Annotated in this window: 25 protein-coding genes and 1 tRNA gene; 8 read left to right on the plus strand and 18 right to left on the minus strand. The window is 53.3% G+C overall.

Going from position 1 to position 22,968, the window contains the following annotated elements; all coding sequences use genetic code 11:
* The first annotated feature begins 13 nt into the window (after nt 1-13).
* Nucleotides 14-646, plus strand: a complete 633-nt coding sequence (locus ABJN86_RS11345) for a GntR family transcriptional regulator (RefSeq protein ID WP_348367196.1) — start codon at nt 14-16, stop codon at nt 644-646.
* A 91-nt stretch (nt 647-737) separates the two neighbouring features.
* Here ABJN86_RS11345 and ABJN86_RS11350 read toward each other — a convergent pair whose 3' ends face one another.
* The 5 genes from ABJN86_RS11350 to ABJN86_RS11370 are packed head-to-tail and all read right to left on the minus strand — an operon-like array spanning nt 738 to nt 5,338.
* Nucleotides 738-1,520 carry a xanthine dehydrogenase family protein subunit M gene (locus ABJN86_RS11350; RefSeq protein ID WP_348367198.1) on the minus strand — a complete coding sequence of 261 codons (783 nt, stop codon included), beginning with the start codon at nt 1,518-1,520 and terminating at the stop codon, nt 738-740.
* A gap of 13 nt (nt 1,521-1,533) precedes the next feature.
* Nucleotides 1,534-3,903 (minus strand): xanthine dehydrogenase family protein molybdopterin-binding subunit, encoded by a 2,370-nt coding sequence (locus tag ABJN86_RS11355; RefSeq protein WP_348367199.1) that lies wholly within the window; start codon nt 3,901-3,903, stop codon nt 1,534-1,536.
* Between the two features lie 60 nt (nt 3,904-3,963).
* The gene (locus ABJN86_RS11360; protein ID WP_348367200.1) at nt 3,964-4,284 is read right to left on the minus strand and encodes a hypothetical protein; all 321 of its coding nucleotides are present in this window, start codon (nt 4,282-4,284) and stop codon (nt 3,964-3,966) included.
* 3 nt (nt 4,285-4,287) lie between these two features.
* A complete protein-coding gene (locus ABJN86_RS11365) occupies nt 4,288-4,773 on the minus strand; it encodes a (2Fe-2S)-binding protein (protein ID WP_348367202.1) in 486 nt (161 codons plus the stop codon).
* Nucleotides 4,774-4,816: 43 nt separating this feature from the next.
* Nucleotides 4,817-5,338 (minus strand): carbon monoxide dehydrogenase subunit G, encoded by a 522-nt coding sequence (locus ABJN86_RS11370; protein WP_348367203.1) that lies wholly within the window; start codon nt 5,336-5,338, stop codon nt 4,817-4,819.
* Between the two features lie 140 nt (nt 5,339-5,478).
* On the opposite strand from ABJN86_RS11370, the gene ABJN86_RS11375 reads away from it, so the two are divergent.
* Nucleotides 5,479-6,000, plus strand: coding sequence for a DNA topology modulation protein FlaR (locus tag ABJN86_RS11375; protein WP_348367205.1), 522 nt, complete (start codon nt 5,479-5,481; stop codon nt 5,998-6,000).
* Between the two features lie 71 nt (nt 6,001-6,071).
* Here ABJN86_RS11375 and rlmF read toward each other — a convergent pair whose 3' ends face one another.
* Entirely contained in the window at nt 6,072-6,998 is a 927-nt protein-coding gene (gene rlmF / locus ABJN86_RS11380) for a 23S rRNA (adenine(1618)-N(6))-methyltransferase RlmF (protein ID WP_348367207.1), read from the minus strand.
* A gap of 119 nt (nt 6,999-7,117) precedes the next feature.
* Here rlmF and ABJN86_RS11385 point away from each other — a divergent pair, with 119 nt between their 5' ends.
* On the plus strand, nt 7,118-7,270 hold the full coding sequence (locus ABJN86_RS11385; protein WP_348367679.1) for a hypothetical protein: 153 nt from the start codon (nt 7,118-7,120) through the stop codon (nt 7,268-7,270).
* A 757-nt stretch (nt 7,271-8,027) separates the two neighbouring features.
* On the opposite strand, the gene ABJN86_RS11390 is transcribed toward ABJN86_RS11385, so the two are convergent.
* The 7 genes from ABJN86_RS11390 to ABJN86_RS11420 all read right to left on the minus strand — a co-directional run bounded on the left by ABJN86_RS11390 (nt 8,028) and on the right by ABJN86_RS11420 (nt 14,651).
* Complete coding sequence (locus tag ABJN86_RS11390; protein ID WP_348367209.1) at nt 8,028-9,311, minus strand: amidohydrolase family protein; 1,284 nt, start codon at nt 9,309-9,311, stop codon at nt 8,028-8,030.
* Entirely contained in the window at nt 9,311-10,255 is a 945-nt protein-coding gene (locus ABJN86_RS11395; protein ID WP_348367211.1) for an ABC transporter permease, read from the minus strand. The genes ABJN86_RS11390 and ABJN86_RS11395 overlap by 1 nt, the downstream gene beginning before the upstream one ends.
* Nucleotides 10,256-10,259: 4 nt before the next feature.
* The gene (locus ABJN86_RS11400; RefSeq protein ID WP_348367213.1) at nt 10,260-11,309 is read right to left on the minus strand and encodes an ABC transporter permease; all 1,050 of its coding nucleotides are present in this window, start codon (nt 11,307-11,309) and stop codon (nt 10,260-10,262) included.
* Nucleotides 11,299-12,840, minus strand: a complete 1,542-nt coding sequence (locus ABJN86_RS11405) for an ABC transporter ATP-binding protein (protein WP_348367215.1) — start codon at nt 12,838-12,840, stop codon at nt 11,299-11,301. Before ABJN86_RS11405 ends, ABJN86_RS11400 begins: the two co-directional genes overlap by 11 nt.
* Nucleotides 12,841-12,846: 6 nt before the next feature.
* Nucleotides 12,847-13,851 (minus strand): BMP family protein, encoded by a 1,005-nt coding sequence (locus tag ABJN86_RS11410; protein WP_348367668.1) that lies wholly within the window; start codon nt 13,849-13,851, stop codon nt 12,847-12,849.
* Between the two features lie 133 nt (nt 13,852-13,984).
* Nucleotides 13,985-14,380, minus strand: a complete 396-nt coding sequence (locus ABJN86_RS11415; protein ID WP_348367216.1) for an RNase H family protein — start codon at nt 14,378-14,380, stop codon at nt 13,985-13,987.
* Nucleotides 14,349-14,651: a hypothetical protein gene (locus ABJN86_RS11420; protein WP_348367218.1), complete on the minus strand. Its 303-nt coding sequence runs from the start codon at nt 14,649-14,651 to the stop codon at nt 14,349-14,351. Before ABJN86_RS11420 ends, ABJN86_RS11415 begins: the two co-directional genes overlap by 32 nt.
* A 340-nt stretch (nt 14,652-14,991) precedes the next feature.
* On the opposite strand from ABJN86_RS11420, the gene ABJN86_RS11425 reads away from it, so the two are divergent.
* The 4 genes from ABJN86_RS11425 to ABJN86_RS11440 all read left to right on the plus strand — a co-directional run bounded on the left by ABJN86_RS11425 (nt 14,992) and on the right by ABJN86_RS11440 (nt 17,910).
* Complete coding sequence (locus ABJN86_RS11425) at nt 14,992-16,110, plus strand: integrase arm-type DNA-binding domain-containing protein (RefSeq protein WP_348367220.1); 1,119 nt, start codon at nt 14,992-14,994, stop codon at nt 16,108-16,110.
* 102 nt (nt 16,111-16,212) lie between these two features.
* The gene (locus ABJN86_RS11430; protein WP_348367222.1) at nt 16,213-16,383 is read left to right on the plus strand and encodes a hypothetical protein; all 171 of its coding nucleotides are present in this window, start codon (nt 16,213-16,215) and stop codon (nt 16,381-16,383) included.
* A 623-nt stretch (nt 16,384-17,006) separates the two neighbouring features.
* Nucleotides 17,007-17,246, plus strand: a complete 240-nt coding sequence (locus ABJN86_RS11435) for a hypothetical protein (protein ID WP_348367224.1) — start codon at nt 17,007-17,009, stop codon at nt 17,244-17,246.
* 1 nt (nt 17,247) lies between these two features.
* Nucleotides 17,248-17,910 carry a bifunctional DNA primase/polymerase gene (locus ABJN86_RS11440; protein WP_348367226.1) on the plus strand — a complete coding sequence of 221 codons (663 nt, stop codon included), beginning with the start codon at nt 17,248-17,250 and terminating at the stop codon, nt 17,908-17,910.
* 448 nt (nt 17,911-18,358) lie between these two features.
* Here ABJN86_RS11440 and ABJN86_RS11445 read toward each other — a convergent pair whose 3' ends face one another.
* From ABJN86_RS11445 to ABJN86_RS11460, 4 genes are read right to left on the minus strand one after another with little or no spacing between them, the layout of a single operon-like run.
* Nucleotides 18,359-18,793, minus strand: coding sequence for a hypothetical protein (locus tag ABJN86_RS11445; RefSeq protein ID WP_348367228.1), 435 nt, complete (start codon nt 18,791-18,793; stop codon nt 18,359-18,361).
* Between the two features lie 11 nt (nt 18,794-18,804).
* Complete coding sequence (locus ABJN86_RS11450) at nt 18,805-19,347, minus strand: hypothetical protein (RefSeq protein ID WP_348367229.1); 543 nt, start codon at nt 19,345-19,347, stop codon at nt 18,805-18,807.
* Nucleotides 19,332-20,114: a hypothetical protein gene (locus ABJN86_RS11455; RefSeq protein ID WP_348367231.1), complete on the minus strand. Its 783-nt coding sequence runs from the start codon at nt 20,112-20,114 to the stop codon at nt 19,332-19,334. Before ABJN86_RS11455 ends, ABJN86_RS11450 begins: the two co-directional genes overlap by 16 nt.
* Nucleotide 20,115: 1 nt before the next feature.
* Complete coding sequence (locus ABJN86_RS11460; protein WP_348367232.1) at nt 20,116-21,531, minus strand: DUF4123 domain-containing protein; 1,416 nt, start codon at nt 21,529-21,531, stop codon at nt 20,116-20,118.
* An 821-nt stretch (nt 21,532-22,352) separates the two neighbouring features.
* Between ABJN86_RS11460 and ABJN86_RS11465 the strand changes: the two genes are divergently transcribed.
* A complete protein-coding gene (locus tag ABJN86_RS11465; RefSeq protein ID WP_348367234.1) occupies nt 22,353-22,616 on the plus strand; it encodes a hypothetical protein in 264 nt (87 codons plus the stop codon).
* Nucleotides 22,617-22,775: 159 nt separating this feature from the next.
* Here ABJN86_RS11465 and ABJN86_RS11470 read toward each other — a convergent pair.
* A tRNA-Thr gene (locus ABJN86_RS11470) sits at nt 22,776-22,851 on the minus strand.
* Nucleotides 22,852-22,968: the final 117 nt, after the last annotated feature.

Below are 22,968 nucleotides of genomic sequence, written 5' to 3' on the forward strand. Positions count from 1 at the left end.
GACAGAGCAAGCATTGTGCAAAATGCGTTGCATGGTTTTCTCAGGCGAATTGCCTCCGGGATCGAACCACTTTGAAGCGGACTTAGCGCAGACCCTAGGAATGTCACGAACCCCTGTTCGTGAAGCCGCTTTGACCATGCAGGCCCAAGGGTTGGTGCAAGTTCAGCCCCGTCGTGGCATCCGCATATTACCCCTGTCCGCTGACGACATGGCCGACATCTATGAGATGTTGGGCGAGTTGGAGAGCCTCGCCGCAGGTCGTGCTGCCAAGCAAGGCCACACCAAGAATGACTTACGCGCAGCCGAAACCCACCTTAGCAACATGGACGCGGCGGTGGGCAAAAATGATCGCCATACCTGGGCCAAGGCTGATGAAGGTTTTCACAATGAATTAGTGCACTTAGGCGGCAATAAGCAAGTAATCGAGGTCGTAAACCGCTACACCGACCAAGTCAGGCGTGCGCGGATGATGACGTTGCCTCTGCGCCCTTTGCCGAGCCAATCGAACGAAGACCACCGTGCCGTGCTTTTGGCCATTGAACAGGGTGACGCACAACGCGCCCGCGACCTGCACCGCGCGCACCGTCAAAAAGTAGGGGCCTTGTTAATCGGCTTCATTCGCGAACTTGGGTTAACGCGCCTCTAGGCAAATGCTCTCCGCCCGATCCCCCGCAGCGCACATCAAACGAAAAAGGCCCCACCAAAATGGCAGAGCCCCTCTCGAATTTAAATCAGGCTTAGGACGCCGCGTCGACCGCACGTTTCGTCATGACGGAAACCAAATGCGCGCGGTACTCGGCAGAGCCGTGCAGATCGGAAATCATGTCATCCGCACTGACGTTCACCCCATCCAAGGCGCTAGGCGAGAAGTTGCCGTTCAAGGCATCCTCCGCCGCCGTCCAGCGATAAACCCCACCGTTGGAGGCACCTGTCACGGCCACCCGAACGCCACCAGATGCTTTCGCCACGAACACACCCACAAGCGCAAAACGGGACGCGGGTTGCACGAACTTTTGGTAGCTCGCCTTCTCTGGGATCGGGAATTTGACGGCAGTGATGATCTCGCCTTCGTCCAATGCGGTCTCAAATAGATCGACGAAGTAGTCGTCCGCCGCGATCTCGCGTGTGTTGGTCACGATCGTCGCACCGGAGGCCAGCGCCGCCGCCGGATAGCACGCCGACGGGTCGTTGTTGGCCAATGAGCCACCAATGGTGCCGCGATTGCGCACCGCAGGATCCCCAATGTGAGACGCCAGTTCCGACAGCGCCTTATAGCTGCCGTCCCCAGCCACATCGCCGTGGACTGTCGCCCCGCCAATGCTGAGGACCCCGCCCGCCGAGGTGATGCCCTTCATCTCGGACACGCCAGATAGCGAGACCAGTTTTTCAGGGCTTGCCAGACGCTGCTTTAGCGTGGGGATCAGGGTTTGCCCGCCCCCCAGTGCCTGTGCCTCGTCCCCGCCAAGGGCGGCCGCTGCCTCGGCCACGGTTGCTGGACGTTCTATGTCAAATGCATACATGTGCTTCTCTCCCTCAAACGTTCTGCATGGCCGACCACACGCGATGTGGGGTCATTGGCATGTCGATATGGGTGACGTTTTTGCCGCCCGATTGCAGCGCATCTATCACCGCGTTCACCACCGTGGGAGGAGAGCCAATAGCCCCCGCCTCGCCGCAGCCCTTCACACCCAATGGGTTGTGCGTACACGCATTCCCCTGAGAGTGATCGACCGTATAGAACGGCAGATCATCCGCGCGTGGCATCACGTAGTCCATGTAGGACGCGCTTAGCAGCTGGCCGTTCTCGTCGTAGGTGGTGTTTTCCAACAGCGCCTGACCGATGCCCTGGCCCAAACCGCCATGCACCTGACCTGTCACGATCATCGGGTTGATAACGTTGCCGAAATCATCGACCGCCGTCATGCGCTCCACCGAGACTTTGCCGGTGTCGGGGTCAACTTCGACCTCGCAGCAGTAGGCCCCAGATGGGTAGGTGAAGTTGGCCGGATCGTAGAACGCGGTCTCCTCCAAGCCCGGCTCGATGTCCTCAAGCGGGAACTCATGCGGGATGTAGGCCTTCAGTGCCACCTCACCGAAAGTCACCGACTTATCCGTGCCCGCAACCGAGAACACACCGTCGTTCAGCTCGATGTCCCCATCGGAGGCTTCCAACATGTGGGCCGCGATCTTCTTGGCTTTGTTGATGATCTTCTCGGTGGCACGCACCACCGCAGAGCCACAAACCGCCAAAGAACGCGATCCATACGTCCCCATCCCAAACGGGATTTTGGACGTATCGCCATGTACGATGTCAATGCTTTGCGCATCAATACCCAGCATTTCGGCCACCACTTGCGGGAAGGCCGTCTCGTGGCCTTGACCGTGAGAGTGCGCACCCACCATGACCGACAGATTGCCAGTCGCGTTCACCCGAACCGTCGCGGCGTCATACAGACCCACGCGGGATCCAAGCACGCCCACAAGGTTCGACGGCGCGATGCCGCAAGCCTCGATATAGGCGTTCACGCCGAAGCCGCGCAGCTTGCCTTCCTTCTCGGACGCCTTGCGGCGCGCCTCGAAGCCAGCCACATCGGCGACCTTTTCCATCTGGTCCATCAGCGCGTCATAGTTGCCGCTGTCATATTCCAGCCCCGCCGCACTGGCGAAGGGGTATTGGTCCGGTTTGATGAAGTTTTTACGGCGCAGCGCAATCGGGTCCATGCCAATTTCGCGGGCCGCTTTGTCGATGACGCGCTCCAGCGAGAAGGTCGCCTCTGGACGCCCTGCCCCGCGATACGCGTCAACCGGTGCCGTGTTGGTGAAGACCGCCTTCACGTTCACATAGACATTGGGCACCGTGTAGTTGCCCGCCATCAATGTGCCGTGCAGGAACGTCGGCGTCGCGGTCGAGAAATTCGACAGATACGCCCCAACATTGGCCATGGTTTCGGTACGGAACGCGAGGAAGTTGCCCTCAGCATCCAAGGCCAGCTCAATCGTGGTGACGTGGTCACGACCATGCGCATCCGTCAGGAACGCCTCCGAGCGATCAGCCGTCCATTTCACCGGACGCGCCAGCTTCTTGGCCGCCGCCAGAACCAAAGCTTCCTCACCGTAGTGATAAATCTTGGAGCCAAAACCACCGCCCACATCAGGGGCAATCACAGTTAGCTTGTTTTCGGGAATGCCCAACACGAACGCCGAAATCAGCAGGCGCGTGAGGTGCGGGTTCTGCGACGTCGTGTGCAACGTGTATTCGTCATTGGCACGGTTGTACTGCGCCATCGAGCAGCGCGGCTCCATCGCGTTGGGAACCAAACGGTTGTTCACCAGCTCCAAGGTCGTGACGTGATGCGCCCCCTTGATGGCGGCATCCGTGGCGGCGCGGTTGTCTTCTATCCAACCCCAGTCAAAACACTGGTTGGTGCCAATCTCGTCGTGCACGAAGTTGGATGACGCCAGCGCGTCCTTCATGTTTACAACGGCCGGCAGCTCCTCGATATCGGCCTCGATGGCCTCCACCGCGTCTTTGGCTTGCTCAACTGTCTCGGCGATCACCGCAGCATAGGCGTCGCCTACGTGACGGACTTTGCCATGTGCCAGAACCGGTCGCTTCGGCTCCTTCATCGGCTCGCCGTCGCGCGAATTGATCAACCAGCCTGCTGGGTTGCCGCCGACTTCGACAAAGTCCTCGCCAGTAAAAATGGCCAGAACACCTGGCATAGCTAGTGCTGCTGATGTGTCGATGCTTTTGATTGTACCGTTGGCGACCGTTGAGCGGGCGAACACCGCATAGGCCTGACCAAATACATTCATATCGTCTGTGTACTGACCGGTTCCGGTCAAAAAGCGGACGTCTTCGCGGCGCCGTGTTGGCGCGCCGATGCCTCCATCTTTTGGCATGTCATCTCTCCCGTCGTTCAAAAAGTATCATTGGTACTCGGCCCGATTATCGGGCCGGTCCTACAGATTACATTGGGCCAGTCGGCCTCCACCGCCTTTGGCGGCCGCAATTCGTAGCTTCCAGCCTTTGTCAAACTTGACACCGTCACCACGCAGCGTGCTTACAATGGTCTTGCAGATGTCGTTGGCATCACTTTTGCTCGTGTCCATTCTCACATCCACAGCTGACGTCTTGTGAGCAACGACACATTTCCCCGACAACAGATCGAGAGAATCCAGCCACTTACACATCAAGGTGGCATTCACCACGCTATCTTCTTTGCTTGCATGTGCCGCCATAGGTGACGCCATCGCCACCAAAAGTACCAAAACTAAACGCATAAGTTATTCCGCCGCTACTGCTGGGAGATCCTGACCGGATGCTGCCATGATTGATTTGATGATATTGTGGTAGCCGGTGCAGCGGCAGATATTTCCCTCAAGGTATTCGCGAATTTCAGCCTCGGAGGGCTTGGGGTTGTCTTTCAACAATGCCGCAGCAGACATCACCATACCCGGCGTGCAGAATCCGCATTGCAGGCCGTGATGTTCTTGGAACGCCGCTTGGATCGTGCTGAGCGAGCCATCCTCATTGACCTGCCCTTCGATCGTGGCCACATCTGCGCCGTCAGCTTCGGCGGCAAACATTGTGCAAGACTTGACCGCTTTGCCATCCACATGCACGACGCAAGCGCCACACTGAGATGTATCACACCCGATATGAGTGCCGGTCAGGCGCAGGTCTTCGCGTAAGAAAGTGGCAAGCAGCGTTCGCCCCTCCACCTCACCCGAAACAGCCTTGCCGTTTATGGTCATCGTAACTTTGGTCATTGGTATCCTCCCATGGATATCTTGATCGTAAGGGTTTTAGGCCTCAGCTGACAAGTCGCTTGAACCATCCCTTTTTCTTGGTCTCGTCGTTGCCACCGGCTGTAGCGTCTTCGTCCCCGACCTCCGGTATACCAACAGCATCTTGAAAGTTATTGAAGAACTGGTCAGCCATTTTCTTCGCAAACCCATCAATTATCCGTGATCCAAGCTGCGCCAACTTCCCCCCAACCTTGGCCTCCACCTCGTAATGCAGAACGGTTTTGTCGCCTTGCGGCTCTAGGCGAACATTCGCGCCGCCTTTGGCAAAGCCAGCAGCACCTCCCTTGCCCTCGCCCGAAATGGTCATGCTGGATGGCTCCACCATCTCGCTCATTTGCACTGTGCCTTTGAAGGTCGCCTTCACGGGCCCTACCTTTTGAACCACAGTGGCCTCAAAGCCCTCATCAGCAGAGCCGGCCATCTCTTGGCACCCCGGAACGCAGGACTTCAGAACCTGTGGGTCCAGCAATGCCGCCCAAACGGTTGCCACATCAGCGTTAATCTCTCGATTATCGTCTAGCTTCATAGTAATGTCTGCTCCTTGCTCACGGGGACGAGGGCTCGCTCCTCAAGGTAGACTAGCCTCGACTTTGCGATGAGTCTTGGAATTAATGAGGAAACCACTTTCAAAGGTCCGCCAGAGGGCCATGTGACCGCGAGGCCTAGTTGAAAAAGATAATCATCACCGGAGCGAACGGCGTTGGGAAAAGCCATTTCGCGAAAAGGCTGGCGTTGGCTCGGCCAGAAATTCCTGTGATTTCGTTTGATGCAATCAAGCTTCGGACAGGTTGGCAGCAGCACCCACGCCCTGAGATCGATGCAGAGTTGTCGAGGCAGTTAGGGAAAGAAGAATGGATACTTGAAGGCGGCCCAAGTCTTTTGCCTAAGGCCGTCGAGAGAGCTGACGCGCTGGTTTGGCTTGATCCTCCGGAACACATCAGGGCTTGGCAGCTGGCAACGCGCCCTTGGAAAAACCTTGGGAAAAATAGACCTGAACTGCCAGAAGGCAACATCGATTGGCCTTGGCAACAATATGGATTCGCCTTCCGCAGCCTTAAGAATAGGGCAAAGTTTCGCAGATACATCTCAGAAGTCTTCCACAATGCGGATGGGTTGGAAAAGCGGCGGTGCAGCAATGAAAAAGACCGTCTCGCAGTTATTAACAATTGGAGCAGAATTCTTCTCTAGGGAACACTACGAGCACGCTTCTACAGTCGGGTCACACCGCCTCAATGCGAGCGGGCGACACGGCAGGCCCCTTATCCCAAAGCTTTAGTCGCAAATGAAGAGCGCTGCTTTTTCTTCTGGTAAGTCCAAGCAATAAAACGACTAACTTTCTGCCCTTGCGCCATTTCGACGACTTTATAGTCCGCTACCTTTGCTTTTCCCAGAACCCGAGATAGCGGCTGTAAGTTATCCTTCTTCGACACCAGCGAGGTGAACCACAAACACTGCTCGGCGAATTCCTTGCTTTGCTCAACCATGCCCGCGATGAACTTCACCTCGCCCCCCGGGCACCATAGCTCAGCATTCTGACCGCCAAAATTTAGCTTCGTTGATCGCCCCTTACCAAGGTTCGCCCACTTCCGTTGCGTCCCCTTGTTTGCGTCCTCACCAGACCTATGAAAAGGCGGATTGCACATGGTTGTGTGAAAAAGATCGTTGGGTTGGATCACACCGCGAAAGGTATCCTCACGCCTGCCCTGCGGCCTAAGCGTGACTGCCAAGTCGTTCGCTTCACAAATCTGACCCGCTGATTTCATCGCACCTGCGTCGATATCAGAGCCTGTGAAATGCCAACCGTATTCACTTTGGCCCACAAGAGGGTAGACCAAGCTTGCACCAGTGCCGATGTCCAAAACCTTGATGCTGTCCCCACGTGGGATGTCTAGGGAATTGCTGCCTGCGAGCAAATCCGCGAGGTAATGGATATAGTCGACACGACCAGGAATTGGCGGGCACAAGTACCCCGCGGGGATGTCCCAATGCTCGATGCCGTAATGCGCCTTCAGCAACGCCCGATTGAGCATGCGGACTGCGTCTACGTTTCGGAAATCAATCGTCGTTTGCCCCGATGGATTACGAGTTGTGAAGCTCTCAAGCTCAGGTGTCTGCGCGACTAAGCGCACAAAGTCGTAACCGTCGGCGTGTTGATTGCGGGGGTGTAACTTCGATTTTTTGTCCATTGGGACGCCTTCGTTAAAATTTCGGTGGACGTCTGTATGACGTCAGCGCTTATGGGTCCAAATAGCATTATTTGATAAGAGAGTATTCTTGGTTCATCGTAACCACTGTGGGGTGGAAGATGAGACAGGCAACTGGAACACGCAAGAGCCCCGGCGAGAAGATCGTCAAAGATATCAAACGGGCGACCCGCATGCATTATTCATCTGAAGAGAAGATCCGCATCGTCTTGGACGGCTTGGCCCGACATCAGCAATGGCTTCTTTCGGAGTAGTTTTCGCACTTGGTGCGCTGAAGCGACCGACAGTCAGGCCGAAACTCTTCTTCGATAGTCTTTCTAAAGAATCTTGGCTGATTTGTTTTGACGGACGACAGCTCATCTACCAGCAACCAAAAGAGGTTTCAGAGGTGGATTGAAAACAAGTCAAGCACGCCAACTTCTTGTAAATATTACAGATCTTACAAATCAATGACCCACACGGACCCACATTTGGTCGGTACCATATTGATAATATTTGATTTGAAATAGTATCATATGTGAAATACCCCCAAAACCATCTGAGTGAAGTGAATTAGGCGATCCACCGCGGATATCTGAGGCTGAAACGTAGCAGCCCGATTTCACGAAGTAGTCATCTTAAAATCATTGCAATGTCCGTAACCGGCCCGAAGCAGACCTTGACCTGCCATCGCATGCCGCGCTGCAACTTCCCGGAAGCAGACATTAAACTGGTCTTCCAATTTTCCATCCAAAAAGCGGCTCTCTGTGCGCGGTTGCACGACCCGCTCACTGCATGTTAGCCGGGTCTTAGCCATTCCTGGGTATGCTGCTCAGGTGTCGGTTAGGGCTGGCTTGGTGATTGCACACCTTGTCAGCCTGAACAGGGACGGCTCAAACCGGACCTTCACCAATTGGTCGGGTTTTGCGACGCAGGTACCCCGAAGTGGAAATTGGCAATGGAACGCAGCATTTCGAAAGTTTCCAGAAGCGCGATACTGGGCTTGTTACAGTGCGCGAGATCAATGCTAAATCATGCGGTGTTTAGAACATGTCTTCTTCGCGATGAGTTTGGGCGTTCTGGCAAAGATAGCGATGCGTCAGCCCGCGGTGTTTGACTGATGATACGGCCATTTGCGATAACACATAATCGGGTGGCGCGAAGTCTTAGAGCTTCGATTGGATCGTTGGCATCAAGAACCACCAAAGAAGCCTTAGCGCCGACATGAAGTCCGTAGTCTTTCAAACCCATCGTTTTAGCGTTGTTTACCGTAACCATATCGAAGCATGTCCGCATCTCGGCTGGGCTGGTCATTTGTGCGACATGCAGCCCCATGAAGGCCACGTCAAGCATGTCGGCGGTGCCCAGCGAATACCACGGGTCGAGCACGCAATCTTGACCCCACCCGACATTGATCCCCATGGCCAACATTTCTTTAACGCGTGTCAAACCGCGACGTTTTGGAAAGGTATCATGCCGCCCTTGCAGGACAATGTTAATCAAGGGGTTTGGGATCACGTTGATTTCAGCTTCGGCAATCAGCGGAAGTAGTTTCGACACATAGTAGTTGTCCATCGAATGCATCGAGGTCAGATGCGATCCTGCGACTCTGCCATTGAGGCCTAACCGCTGTGTCTCAAATGCGAGCGTTTCGATGTGGCGTGAATGTGGATCGTCAGATTCGTCGCAATGCATATCCACTTGCAAACCACGCGCAGCTGCTATTTCGCAGAGTTCTTTCACCGACGCTGCACCGTCCGACATTGTGCGTTCAAAATGCGGGATGCCTCCTACAACACCGACCCCCATGTCTAGGGCACGAATGGTGTTTTCACGCGCAGTGGGATCGCGGTAAAAACCGTCTTGGGGGAAGGCAACAAGCTGTAGGTCGATGTAGTCTTTGACCTGCTCTTGTACTTCAAGCAGCGCTTCGACCCCCAACAGCCGGTCGTCACAGGTATCGACGTGGCTGCGGATTGCCAACAGCCCCATGCTTGCTGCCCAATCGCAATAAGTCAGCGCGCGCGCGATGATATCGTCTTGGGTCATGACCTGCTTGAGCTCACCCCAAAGCCCAATCCCTTCAAGCAGCGTGCCTGATGCGTTGATCCGCGGCAGGCCGTAAGAAAGTGTTGCATCCATGTGAAAATGCGGATCGACAAAAGGTGGGCTAACCAAGTCGCCAGACGCGTCAAACACTTGACCCGCTTGCGCCGTATCAAGTGAACCGATTGCAGTAATCTTATTTCCCACAATTCCAATGTCTGAGACTTGCCCATCTGGCAGCGTGCCACCTTTGACGATCAGATCAAACATCAGCGTTCTCCTTTATTGAACGGAACCATGAGAGCTGCAGGCACTTCAGCGCGCCGCGACATCAAAATAAGCGCGAATATCGATAGGAAATAGGGCATCATAAGAAAGATTTGGTAAGGGATGTGTGTGCCTAAACTTGTTTGTTGTACACGAATTTGGAGCGCGTCAAAGGCTGCGAAAAGAACCGCACCCAGCAAGGCCTTACCAGGTCGCCACGACCCAAAGACAACCAATGCAATACAAATCCAGCCACGGCCATTGACCATCTCAAAGAAGAAGCTGTCGAATGCCGACATGGTTAAGAACGCACCGCCGACTGCCATCAGACCGCTGCCAACCACAACGGCCCCCATGCGGATCGCAGTGACAGATAGACCTTGTGCTGCGACTGCAGCGGGGTTCTCACCAGCGGCGCGTACAGCGAGACCAAGGGGTGTGCGGTAAAGGACCACGCCAACGCCCCCAACAAGTATGAAGGCGAGATACGTCAGTGGTGTTTGTGAAAACAATGCGGGTCCAAGTAACGGGATGTCCGATAAGATCGGAATTTCATATGGCTGGAATGCTTCGATTTTTGGTGGACTTGTTACTTCGGGTAACGCCAACCGATAAGCGTAATAGGTGGATGACGTCGCCAGCAACGTAACGCCAAGGCCCACAACATGCTGAGACAGCCCGAACGGCACCGTGAGCGTGCTGTGGAGCAAACCAAATAGCATCCCCACCAGCATCGCGACGCACACACCAGTCCAAAGTCCTGTGCCAGAATAAACCGCCATCCAACCTGCAAATGCACCCGCTACCATGATGCCCTCGATACCAAGGTTCAACACGCCCGCGCGTTCGCAGATCAACTCTCCCAATGTGGCAAAGATCAACGGGCTAGCGATGCGAATTGCTGCGGCCCAAAAACTTGCGGTGAAGAGGATTTCGATAATTTCCATGACGTTAATCCCTCACTACACGAAACCGCGTTAGCATGATGGCCAGCACCATCAGAAGGAGTGCTGTCGCAAGCATGATGTCCGCTAGGTACGTCGGCACATCAGCAGCACGGCTCATACTGTCAGCACCCACAAAAACGCCAGCGACAAACAACGCAGCGACGATCACGCCAAGCGGGTTGAGCAAAGCCAACATCGCCACGATGATCCCTGTGTAGCCAAACCCCGGCGACAGATCGAGCGTAAGACTTCCCTTTAGTCCTGCAACTTCTGAGAACCCAGCAAGCGCAGCAAGTCCGCCTGAAAGTAGCGCGGTTTTCACAATCACCACATTGACTGGAATGCCAGCGAAGGCAGCCGCATCCTTGTTTAAACCAACCGCGCGCATTTCGTAGCCTAAAGTACTGCGTGTTTGGATTATCCAAATACAAACAGCCGAGAAGATCGCAAGGCCGAAACCCCAGTGCAGGCGCAGCCCATCCACAATTCGCGGCAATCGGGCCTCTGGTATGAGACGGGCAGATTTCGGCCACCCCATGCCCATCGGGTCTTTGAGCACTCCTTCAAGCAACATTGAGACAAACAGCAGGAAAATGAAGTTAAACAGCAATGTCGTGACGACTTCATCAACGCCAAAGCGGGTTTTAAGGAGCGCGGGAACCAATAGGACAATGGCCCCAGCTAAGATGGATACGACAATGATCAACGGTAGGATCGCGAAGCTGGGCCAAGGCAAAACTCCGGTCCCCAGTAGCACTGTCATAAGGGCACCTGCATATAGCTGTGCCTCTGCACCGATGTTCCAGAACTTTGCACGGAACGCGACCGCAACTGCGAGGCCGGTGAAAATCAAAGGTGTTGCGCGGTTTAACGTTTCAAGGATTGCGAACTGCGACCCAAACGAACCTTTAAGGATCAATCCAATGATAGAAAACGGGTTTGCACCTGCGACCATCGCCAAAAGCGATGCGATCACTATCGTCGAGATAAGAGCAATAGCGGGTGGGACCAATTTGCGGGCCAGTGTCGGGTTCTTGATAGGTTCAAGACGCATGGACACTGTCCGTTTCAAATCCTTGACCAGCCATCCAAAGCCCCAGTTGGGCAGGTGTCATTTCGCCTCGCTTAAATTCCGGCGAAAGTCGCCCATCTGATATGACATAGATCACATCAGAAAGCGCCATAACCTCATCCAAATCTTCAGAAATCAATAGCACCGCAGCACCGCGGTCCCGTGCCGCCAGCAATTGGCTGTGCACATAGTTAACCGCGCCGATATCAAGCCCGCGCACCGGTTGGTTTGCTAGAATGATCTGTGGATTAGCCTCAATCACACGCCCGAGGATCAGCTTTTGCATGTTGCCGCCAGACAGAAGCCGGATCGGTGTGTCTGATCCTGGGCAACGCACATCGTACTTATCGATAATGCCGTCCGCAAAGGCCCTTGACTTACGCCAGTTCAGCCAACCGCCATTGCTAAATTCTGGGGATTTATATCGTTCTAATATGGCGTTCTCAACAAGATCAAAGTCAGCAATGGTGCCGGTCTTGTGTCGGTCCTCAGGGATACGCGCGATACCGCTTTGCACCGCGATACGGGGCGTCCAGCTCTGAACCGTTTCGCCGCCCATAACCACTTGCCCGTCCTTTGGGTAGAGCAACCCACCAACGACGTCGGCCATCGCGGCCTGTCCGTTTCCAGACACACCCGCAAGACCGACGACCTGACCTGCCTTCAGGGTCAATGAAACTGACTTCAGACCGGGAACGCTGCCAACATCAACAGTCGTAACATTGTGCAACGCAAGCAAAGGCGCACCGGGTTTCGCTGGCGAGACTTCCGGCGCTGTGGCGTCAGTCCCCATCATCATCGCGGCCAATGCGTTTTTATCGGTATCTTTTGTATCCACGCCGCCTGCTACCTTCCCGTGGCGCAACACAACAACCCGATCCGAGATAGCCATAACCTCATGCAATTTATGCGATATGAAGATGATCGAAAGCCCTTCTTCGATTGCAAGTCTCAGCGTTGCGAACAGGTCATCCGTCTCTTGGGGCGTCAAAACGGCTGTCGGTTCATCAAGGATTAGAATCCGTACATCGCGGTAGAGAGCCTTAAGTATTTCGACCCTCTGACGCTCTCCCACAGACAAGGTTCCGACACGCGCATCTGGCGCAACCGCGAGGTGGAACTTCTTTGACAAAGCCGCAATCCGCGCCTTTGCCGCTGCCCGCCCCAAGCTTGGCTTCATCAGAGAATGGACGCCCAACGTAATGTTCTCTTGGACGGTCAGATTATCGGCTAGCGTAAAATGCTGGTGCACCATTCCAACACCGGCATCTAGGGCTGCTCGCGAATTGCCAGGTGGCAATGTATCGCCGAATACGCGCACAGTTCCGCTATCGGCCGTGTATTGGCCGAACAGAATATTCATGAGAGTGGTTTTCCCCGCCCCGTTCTCTCCCAAAAGAGCGACAACTTCACCAACTCTCACAGAAAGGCTGACCGCATCATTTGCGGTCAGCTCTCCAAATCGTTTGGTTATGGCACTAAGGGAAAGTGCCTCAACGGCGTCCTTGGACATGTTCGATTAAGACGACGATGGTTCGTTGTCGTTGATCGCGACCGAGAACGTGCCTGATTTGATCTCAGCCTCACGCTGGGCAACCAAAGCAAGTGCCGCTGCCGGAACTTTGCCGCCAAATGTACCCAAAGGCGCAAGACTTGTACCGCCTTCGTTCATAAACGAATAAGCACCGTAGTCCGCAGCCGAAAAGCTACCCGCTTGAACTTCAGCGATTGCTTTGTCTAACGTCGGTTCAAAATGCCAAATCGCAGAAGCAACAACCGTGTCAGGATAATCGGCTTGCGTATCAATGACGTTACCGATGGCTAAAATACCTTTTTCCTGCGCTGCGTCAGAAACACCAAACCGTTCCGCATAAAGTACATCCGCACCGTTTTCGATCATTGCAAACGCAGTTTCCTTTGCCTTGGGTGGGTCGAACCAGCTGCCGATAAAGCTGACTTGGAACTTGATATCTGGGTTCATCTCAAGTGCACCGGCCATGAAAGCATGCATCAGGCGATTGACTTCGGGAATTGGGAACCCACCAACCATGCCGATATTTCCAGACTTAGTCATCGCACCTGCAATGATGCCTGAAAGATAAGAGGCGTCTTGAATATAGTTGTCAAAAACCGAGAAATTCGGCAGTGATGCCTCTTCTTTAAAGCTTGAGCCCATCAAGAACGCCACGTTTGGATATTCAGCGGCGACTTCACGTGCTTCCTGTTCCGCGCCGAAGACTTCGCCGATGATCAGTGTATTACCTGCCTCAGCATATTCTCGCATCACACGTGCATAATCAGTATTGCTGACGTTTTCCGAGAACGAATAGTCAATGTCGCCGCGATCCTGCGCCGCAAGTGCCGCTTTATGAATGCGGCTGACCCACTGCTGTTCGACAGGTACGGTATAGATACCCGCCGTTTTTATAGGTTCTGCAGCCATGACCCGCCCGGCTCCAAGTATCAGCGAAGTTGCTGCGGTCGTCGCCATGAAGTGCCGACGGTTAACATTTATTGTTTTCATCATCAGATTTTCCCTAACAGAGTTTTGAAGAAAGTAACTGATTTTTTGATCAATTGGTCAAGAAAAATTTCCGGTTTTTAGATATGTAACCCTCATCTACCTTTGCCTGATTGATTGTTTTATAGGCTTAGCCTTAAAATAAGGCAGACATCCCGTTTCCACAGATAGTCACGTCCATTAGCTCGCGCTCAATCTGCGTTGCACCGCTCGATCGCAGTGAACGTCCAATTCCACTTCTGCATCGAAATTCACTCGCAGTAGCAGCTAAAGTTCGGTTTCTGCCCTTGGTGTCCATCAACGCGAACGGCCCAAAGGCAATGATCTGTTTCCACTGATCGACGTTGGCAACCCCTTTGCCGTTGGACTTGCGCCACCCACGGCTAACCCATCCTGTCAGATACTTTTCAAAGCCATCTTTAACGTATGCGCTAACAAGGTAAATCATCACAGATGCGCCCTCAGGGGCTGCCTTTAGGGCGTCAATGGCGGCCACCATTTCAGCAATGTTGTTTGTGGTGCTTAGCTGCATCTGTGAACGCCTGATAGCGTCCCTGCTCTTGTTCAAAGTCTACTGGGCCAATTTTCGTATCTCTCGGCGTCGCTAGTCCATGTTCGATGACAATTTTCTGCGCCATCTCCCACTTGGCTTGATCATTTGAGACTTTTGATCGCCGCGCCGCCATCGCCTCAAACCTTGCATGAGCAATGTTCCAAGCCTCAATTATTTTGGCGGGGTCTTTCGTTTTCAAAGACCATTCGACAACCTTACTGCCGAACACCGCCCTCAAATCATCGGGCACACGCCGTCTATACTTTGCGTTTACGGTAGATGTGGCGGGTTTCAAGTGCGGTAAGTTCACGGCAATCCTCATGCTCGCCACCATGAATTGTGTAGCGTTTGTGTAGTGGTTTGACCACCAACTCCATGAAAATACAGTGATTTCAATATTGAATGGTACCCCCACACGGACTCGAACCGCGGACCTACTGATTACAAATCGAGACGAGCGCTATAATCATGGTCAATTCTCGCCAATTCAGGGCGTACGAACCCATATAGACAAGGCAAAATACCTCCTACGGCTCACTCAGCATCATCCGAGTTAAGCCCAGAAACAGTACTCAGGACGGTATTTATCAATGACAATATTCAAGTTCACAGAGGCACGCGTGCGTGACCTCGAATTGGGTTCAGGCATCCACCGAGATACGGACGTCAAAGGCCTACTATGTATCTGCCACAAGACGACAAAGACCTTTGCCGTTCAGGGAGATGTAAGGCGTCAAAAACGCCATGTCCGCACTGTTCGGATGAAAATCGGTCGAACAGATTTGGTTCGCTTGGGGGAAGCCCGCATCGAGGCCAGAAAACTGATGGCCACGATCCAATCTGGTATCGACCCTACGGCTGGACCCGAAGCAACTGGTATGACGTTAGAACAGGCCTTGGCCACGCACCTGAACGAACGAGACCTGTCCCCTGCGTCGGTGAAAAACTATCAATATCACATGGATCAATATCTTAGTCGTCTTCGGCGTCGTGCCGTGGCTGACATATCACGCCAAGACTGCCGAGAACTCTTGGACACGCTGACGAAGCGACACGGACGCACAACGGGCGGCTCAGTTATGCGAACAGTTCGAGCAATCGTCAACACAGCTCGCAGGCACGATGAAACTATTGAGGGCAATCCCGTCGATGCAATTCGTGTGCCGGCAACAGCCAGACGGCAGGTTGATGAGTTGGACGTTTCTGCGTTCTGGAAGCAGGCCGCAACATCATCCAACGTGATGCGTGATTTGCATCGGACCTTCTTGCTGACGGGTGCACGTCGTAGTTCTTTGTTGGGCGTAAAACGAGCAGACTTTGATCCTGATCGTGGCATTCTCACATTTACACATATGAAGGTCGGTGGCAGTTGGTCATTCCCAACAGGGCGTTGGTTGACCGAAACCCTGAAGGCCCGAATGGATGATGACGAGTCTTTGGCGTCTGAATGGCTGTGGCCATCGCCAACTTCTGCCACTGGACGGATTGCCGAACCAAAACGACAAGGCATCCCCTCCCCTCATGCGCTTCGTCACCATGCAAGAACCTTTCTGATTGCTGCTGGTGTTACGTACGCCGAGGGAGCCTTGCTTTTAGGCCAAAGGCTTCCCGGGGCATCTGGTGGGTACGTCCACCAATCTCACCTTGTTGAAGCTCTGAGACCGCACGCTCAAGCGTTAGAAGATCACATTCTGGCATTCACAAAGTGATGGCACGAAGCCCTAACTCGTTGGCATATCAAGGCCTTGCAAACTGATAATCTGATTTCATCGCTGCCCACTTGGGCGCACCTGAATTATGGAGTTATCATTATGACAAGCTTAGGAAATGACACCCCTTGGATGACAACAGAGGCTGCAGCCAGTTATCTCACCGTCTCACCTGGGACGATGCACAATTGGCGTAGCAAAGGCGTCGGCCGACTTATAGAACTGCTGGTCGCATCGTCCGCTATCACCGCGACGACCTTGATGTCTTTTTGATGTCGGGCGCAGCATGAGTTACCGTATCGAGAAGGCTCTTTCAGCCGCTAAAAATTGGCACGGCAAGAAGGTTTCGGTCGAACATGCCGCAATGATTGAGCAAGCAGTTTTATTGGCATGTTCGGACAGTTCAATAGAGATTTTCCAACGAGACCTCAGCGCAGCTTGCGAGAATATTGGGTGGGGACACGATCACCCAATGGCACTATGGACTGTGGCACTTTACGCAAATGTGTTTCCGACCCACAGAACTGCGCCTGATTTCTACCGATACGAAGGTAAATTGATCTTTGCATGCCCCAATGTGGCGTTACAAACTTCGGCAATCGATTTGTTCTGGAATGACGTGGACCTAGTTGCACTTGCCCTAAATCGCGGCGATGCCCCCGGCATTCCAATGCGACCGACCGGAAGGCGCCCGGGTCTTCGACCCTATCAAGGCCAATAACTTACCAAAATTTCAATGGGTTGAGGGTCGAACCTTTCTAGTGCCAGCGTTTGTCGCGCGGAGGCCAAACGTTAGGTTACAGGCAAATTTGGGCGCGATATATTTGGTCTGAGAGACTAACCGGACTGTCTGGCAATGACAGTCCGGCCCTCATTTCAACACTCAAGAGGCCTACATGACCATGACTGAAAGTAACACACCCGCTGCGAGCAGCACGCCATTGAATGACCTTCTGACCACACGGGAAGCTGCGGCTTTAACAGGCCATCCACCAACCACGCTAATGAATTTCCGCAATCGACGGAAGAATACCAAATACAAGAACGCAGGACCTGATTACGTGAAACTTGGCACTGCCGTGTTTTACGAGCGTTCGGTCCTTGAGACATATGTCGCCAATCGCGCGGGGACCTGAAATGACTGCACAAACTGATGCGTCACAACTGGCGCCCCTGCTGGCCAGCGGATACCAGCTTCTTCCCCTGCACCACTTCACCAAAGAAGATCAGTTCAAAGGCAAAATCCGGAAGCGCGGTAAATCCCCTATCGATAACGCGTGGATGAAAAAGGTCTATCGCTCAGACCTGCAAGTTCCCTACATGAAAGACGGCTATAACGTCGGCGTGCGTCTTGGGCATGGTGACCTAGTGTTGGACATTGACCCTCGCGCATTCCCAGAAGGCGAAACGCTTTCAACTGACAACCCGTTCAAACGCCTCTGTGTAGATGTTGGCTTGGACGTCTATAAGTACCCAAGGGTCGAAACCGGCTCCGGGGGATTGCACATCTACATGAGCAAGCCAGAAGACGTCTCAACGCGAGACAGTATCAACGACCAATATCCGGGCGTCGAGTTCAAGTCGTTTGGCCGCCAAGTCGTATCCGCAGGTTCCATCCATCCTGACACAAAGCGAACGTATTTATGGGATTTCCTGTATCCTGAACTTGATGCTCTCGGTGCTGATGCTGCACCCAAGGCACTTGTCGATCTTATCCGTCGTCCAACGGGCTCAGGCGAGCTGATTGGCGACTGTGTTGCCCGTGTCTGCCACGAACACAACCGTTCTGATCCTCGCTAAGGGAAGCTCAAGCAGCATAAAAGGCAAATGCCCCGTTCAGCTATCATCTGGATGGGGCATTTCTTAGTCCCGAGGCTCGCAAAACAGTTTTAGATACGGTGTTTTGTAAGTCCATACTTGGAAGACATGTTTGATTTCAGAGCTTTGAGGGACTCAGGCCATCTGATTGAATATCAGTTGGGTAGAAGCTAAGCGGGAGCCGCACTTGTGGGGCGACACATAGGTTTGCCTTTCCCCAAAGGCCAAGGCATTGATTTTGTTTCAGCTTGATCTTGGCTGACGCACCATTTTTGCCTTTTGCGACTCATAGGATTGCCTTTTGAATCGTCTGAACCGAGCGCGACCATTGGCGTAGAATACAGCGAATGATGGGAGCGAATACTTATGCACCAATACTGTGCTATAAACGAAGTCTACTTATTCAGCGCCTAGCGCCTGACCAGTTAGGCTACGCACCTTTGTTGGACCAATTGGTGACACTTAGTATGTGGAAGTCGCTTCTTGCGCGAAAGGAAATGAAACAGTCTTGATTTTCTTTTACCAGGCAGACCCCATGCTGGACTGCCCATCTGTGTAGATCTTTGGCAAACACTGCGTGATGCACTGAGTCGATCAAGGCCAAGTACCTTATACCATTTGGGCAGCCTACCAGCGCTTGCTGATCAGCCTTCAAGGCTAGCATAAGCACGCCTCCGCGGCCTATCCGGTTGCCAAGCCGACTATATCCTTCAGCTTCGTCCTCGTTGAGACTAACCCAGAGAGCTTGATTGTCGTTTAGGCTTGGTTGTTCACCTTGGAAGCCATGATACAGAATAAGGCCTTCCTGAATGTCTTGTTTTTTAGCGTGGGCATATTGTGCATCAAAGAAACGGTTTGCTGACATCAATCGGCACCCTAGGGGACAACTTCGATTTGCTGGCAAACCCTGAAGTCTTTCGCCCAATCGAAAGCGACATCGCCATAGATACGACTGTCCAATTGCGAACGTGACCAAGAGGCACAGAGCTGAAGGATAATCGGAATGCGGTCTGATTGTAAAAGCTCGGCGGGGTATTCAAGACCGATACCATAGCTCCAACTTTTTCCGGGCGCGAGCGTGATCAACTCTGGCTTGAGCGAGGGCGGTTCGCCGATTGTGAAGCTTTGAACATTCCCCGAGCGGGTGTTGCGATACTCACGTACAGTACTGCGAACGATAGCAAGGCCTGGAAACGTTTTGGGCATTGAAGTGGGGTTCGAAAAGCTGAGGCGAACATTGTATTTTACCGGGTTATAATCCGGGCTATCGGGGGTGATTGCCATGAGGGGCGCCGTCATGGGGGCCTCAAGTGCGACGGTGAGTGTCATATTATCCCTTTCTTCTTCATTTGCTGAGACCTGGTAGACGCAAGCGAACGTTGCGGTCAGCAACGCAATCGCAGTTAAACGACCTCGCATGTGACCCCCGTCCTTCCCAAACCTGTTGCTGAGCGCAAGAACTTCTGGGCCTCAATCTCGACGAACCAGAAAAGACGCGCCTCAAGGTTATGGCTGCGCGCCGACATGAGATTTGGATTGGTGTGCGGGTATGTGATTGTTACGGAGGTTCCATCGGCTCGATGATATTCAGCGCTGGCCGATGTTCCGCTGCCATACATGTACTCGTCGACTTGCCCGAACGTGTGCATCAGCTCGTGCGTCAGGGTGAAATTGTTTTCCTGAGTGTCGTGAGTATCGAGGTTCATCACGGTTCCGCTCGCGGTAGACCGAGACGGCCCAGGCAATAGATTGACCCTTATAGAAGGCGTTCCCGACCAAGAAATCTCAAAGCGGATTGGCAACTCCTTAAAGCCCGGGGCGCAACTTGGATCAGTTACTTTCAGTTTATAGTTGTTAGACAAAAAAGTGGGCACCGCAGACGCAAGCGCCTGTTGCACAGCGTCTTTGTCGGCCTGAGATATGCCAGGATCGACGCTACCCCATCCAAGGATGCGTGAGACAACGACCTGATTTGCGATGAAATCAATTTTCAGCTTGTAAGACAGATTAAAATTAGGGTGTTGGGTCGACAGGACGTAAGTCGATCCGTGGGCGTTTACATCGGTATTAAAGACCCTGCACCAGCAGCACGGAGCGGCGGTGAGCACAGGGCCGCTGGGCGCCGTCGCAGAAAGTGTCTGAGGCTGGACAACAGGTAGAACTTGGGGCGTTACAGGCTTAACCATACTAGCTTAATCCTATCGTAGAATTCCAAGCGGTATCAACGGCCTGCTCGGGGGGAAGGTGGGACCATGGCTTGAACGGGTCTTCAAAAAAGCGTGGCCCTAGCATAAGAGAGAGCACAATCGCTCTGCCCTCTTGTTGCTCGCCCGAAAGCCCGATGTCGCGCAATCGCGTGATCGTTGCGCTGAAGGTGCCAGACAGGTCCGGTGCTTGATCCTTCAAGAATTCCGTCCGAAACGTGCCAAAGCGCTCAGCCGTGATGCGTTCTGCTGCGGGAAGTGCTGCAAGATACTCGCGCACCTGAGGCCACTGACGCATCAGCTCTGCTTGCGGCGTTGTTTCGTGATGACCAAGACACGTGTCCTCAAGGCGTTTTGCCTTCTTCGGCTCGGAATCCCGTAAGATATGCAAGAGCGCGACGTGATTGGCGTCCTGCAAGAACCAGCCCCCCATCGCCATCATCATCTGAGCCAAATATGAAAAGTCTTCCTTCATTGGTAAATTGAACGTGCGCCCAACCGACACAACGTGTTTCGCTATGGCATCCATATCAACCCTGGAAAACCGTTCGAATTCAGATGGGTAGGCGGCGTTTAGCCAGTGCGCGATCTCGTTCGAGAGCGCATAATAGCTGACATTTTTCATTAAATGATGATCATGCTCTTCGAAGATGAGGGGTCTACGCTGTCTGTTCGATGCGTCCGAGTGTGGTGGCGTTAAGTGTAACGTATTATGAAAAGGGTCAACGACTATGAGCTCAATTGAAGTGCCGGAAGGCAACCTAAAGAACTGCTCGATCCGCGCTTGGTTGGCGCGTATTCCCGAGAAATACACCCGCGCCGTCACCGCATCCCAAAACCTGAAGATCGCCCGCGTTTCGTCACTAGACTTCACCTTGGTGAACTTCCTGAAGTGTCTCCACGTTTCATCCAATGTCCCGCGTGACCTCAGATAGATCCCCGGCTCCTTGTCGCACAGATGCCAAGGCGCATCTGAGCGGGTGAACAGATTGCGGGTGAAGCTATTCCCATCCTCCAGCTGGACGATCCACGGGGCCACCTCTGCGAGTTCCTCGAACGCCTCCCCCTTGAACAAACAGCTGTGCTCCAGCCCTGACGCGGCCAGCAGTTCCGGCAGCCCCCCCACCTTTGCGGCATCTAGGATGGCGTAGGTGTGCATCGGCGGCACCGCTGCGGGGTCGCCCCCGGCCTGCTCCAGCTCGGCCTCTCTCGGCTCTGGCTGCCCGAACAACGGCCCGTAGAGCGCATCTGGCACGGTCTTTGGCTCCACGACGCCAAACTGCGCATCTAGCGGCTCAACACCTTCGATGGTCTCAATGTTCAGATGCGGCTCTGACGGCGTTTCTGGGGGGCTATATTGCTGGGTCCAGTAGTCGTCTAAATCGGTACTCGTGTTCAATGCTGTCGCCTAGGGAATGCTACGAAATATAATCCGCGTAGGATACAGCATGCGAAGCGTAGCACAACCGTTGGACGTGTTTATTTCGGGTGTTTCCAAACAAAGGGCCACCCCAAAATGCAACACACGTAAGCGACCCCGGATACTGCGCAGATCACAAACGGCGGCTTTGTGGTGCTTAGGCTGCCGTACCACCAGTCGTAAAGTAACCAGATCTCACCACGCTTTCAGTCTCGGAATGACCGGGTAGAACCGTTGCAAAACCTTCGATCACTTGGTCTCTGAACTTTGCTAACTCGGTCATTTCAGGTGAGTGATAGAATTTCAAAGCCGCTTCGAACTATCGAATTTGTACACTACCATACTTGAGTAAGAGGTTGACCCAATGACCGTTTTGACGGGACTCGCTACGATCAATTCACCTTTGTACTTTTCCACAATAGGAAGTGACATTGGACCGAGTTCGTCGATACGAGATCTATCAATAATATTGTAGTGGTGGAGCACAAAACCATCCATTTGACATTCCCTCAAGCTATACGATCACTCAAGGCGTATCGCAGTTCTCCTAACATTCAAACCGGCCATTCATGTCGACGAACCCAATGAGCGAAAAGTCCGCAAAGCAGACAACCACTTTGAACGATGCGCATGTCCGCTCAAGGAAGTACCAACATGTCTGACGTCAGCACCCGTTGGACAGGTTTCGGCTACTCCTAAAGGGGCAAGGTATTGTTGTTGAGCCTGAAAAACAGATGCAAGCGGCCACGAGATGCGACATAACTTTCACAAAGATAATCGACAATGTTCGAAAGCTGCTAGTGGTCGAAGTAAAAGGTCAATGGCATAAAGAACTTTACACCGCCGCCGCTGCGCAGCTCCATGAGCGCTACTCGATTCACCCAGATGCTGCAAACCAAGGCATTTACCTTGCCCTATGGTTCGGGCCGGACGAAAAGGTAGCAGCACTGAAGAATACCGAGATTACGAGTGCGCAAGGTCTCAAAGAGAGTATTCAGAAGCAAATGCCAACTGAATTGATCCCCGTTATCGATGTATTTGTTCTCGATGTTTCAAAGGCTTAGTTCGAACGGAATATCACGTCGTCCAAAACTGTGACCCAGAAGTTTCCCCATCAGGCGCAGTGTTCGGCATAGTTTCTGTGCTTATTCTGTACTCGACGAATGCCACACGCCAATTGATCGGCTACGCGACGCACAAATCGTTGTTTTCATTGTGTAAAATGGTGCCCCCACACGGACTCGAACCGCGGACCTACTGATTACAAATCAGTTGCTCTACCAGCTGAGCTATAGGGGCACTGCGGGGCTTATAATCTCAGAATCTCATGCTTCGCAAGACCGGAAATGCAACAAATTCAACATCAGTTATCTTTCCCCTTTGATTGGGCGCATATCGCTGGGTAAATAGATGGAA

The sequence above is a fragment of the Litoreibacter sp. genome, assembly GCF_039974535.1.
GTDB lineage: Bacteria > Pseudomonadota > Alphaproteobacteria > Rhodobacterales > Rhodobacteraceae > Litoreibacter.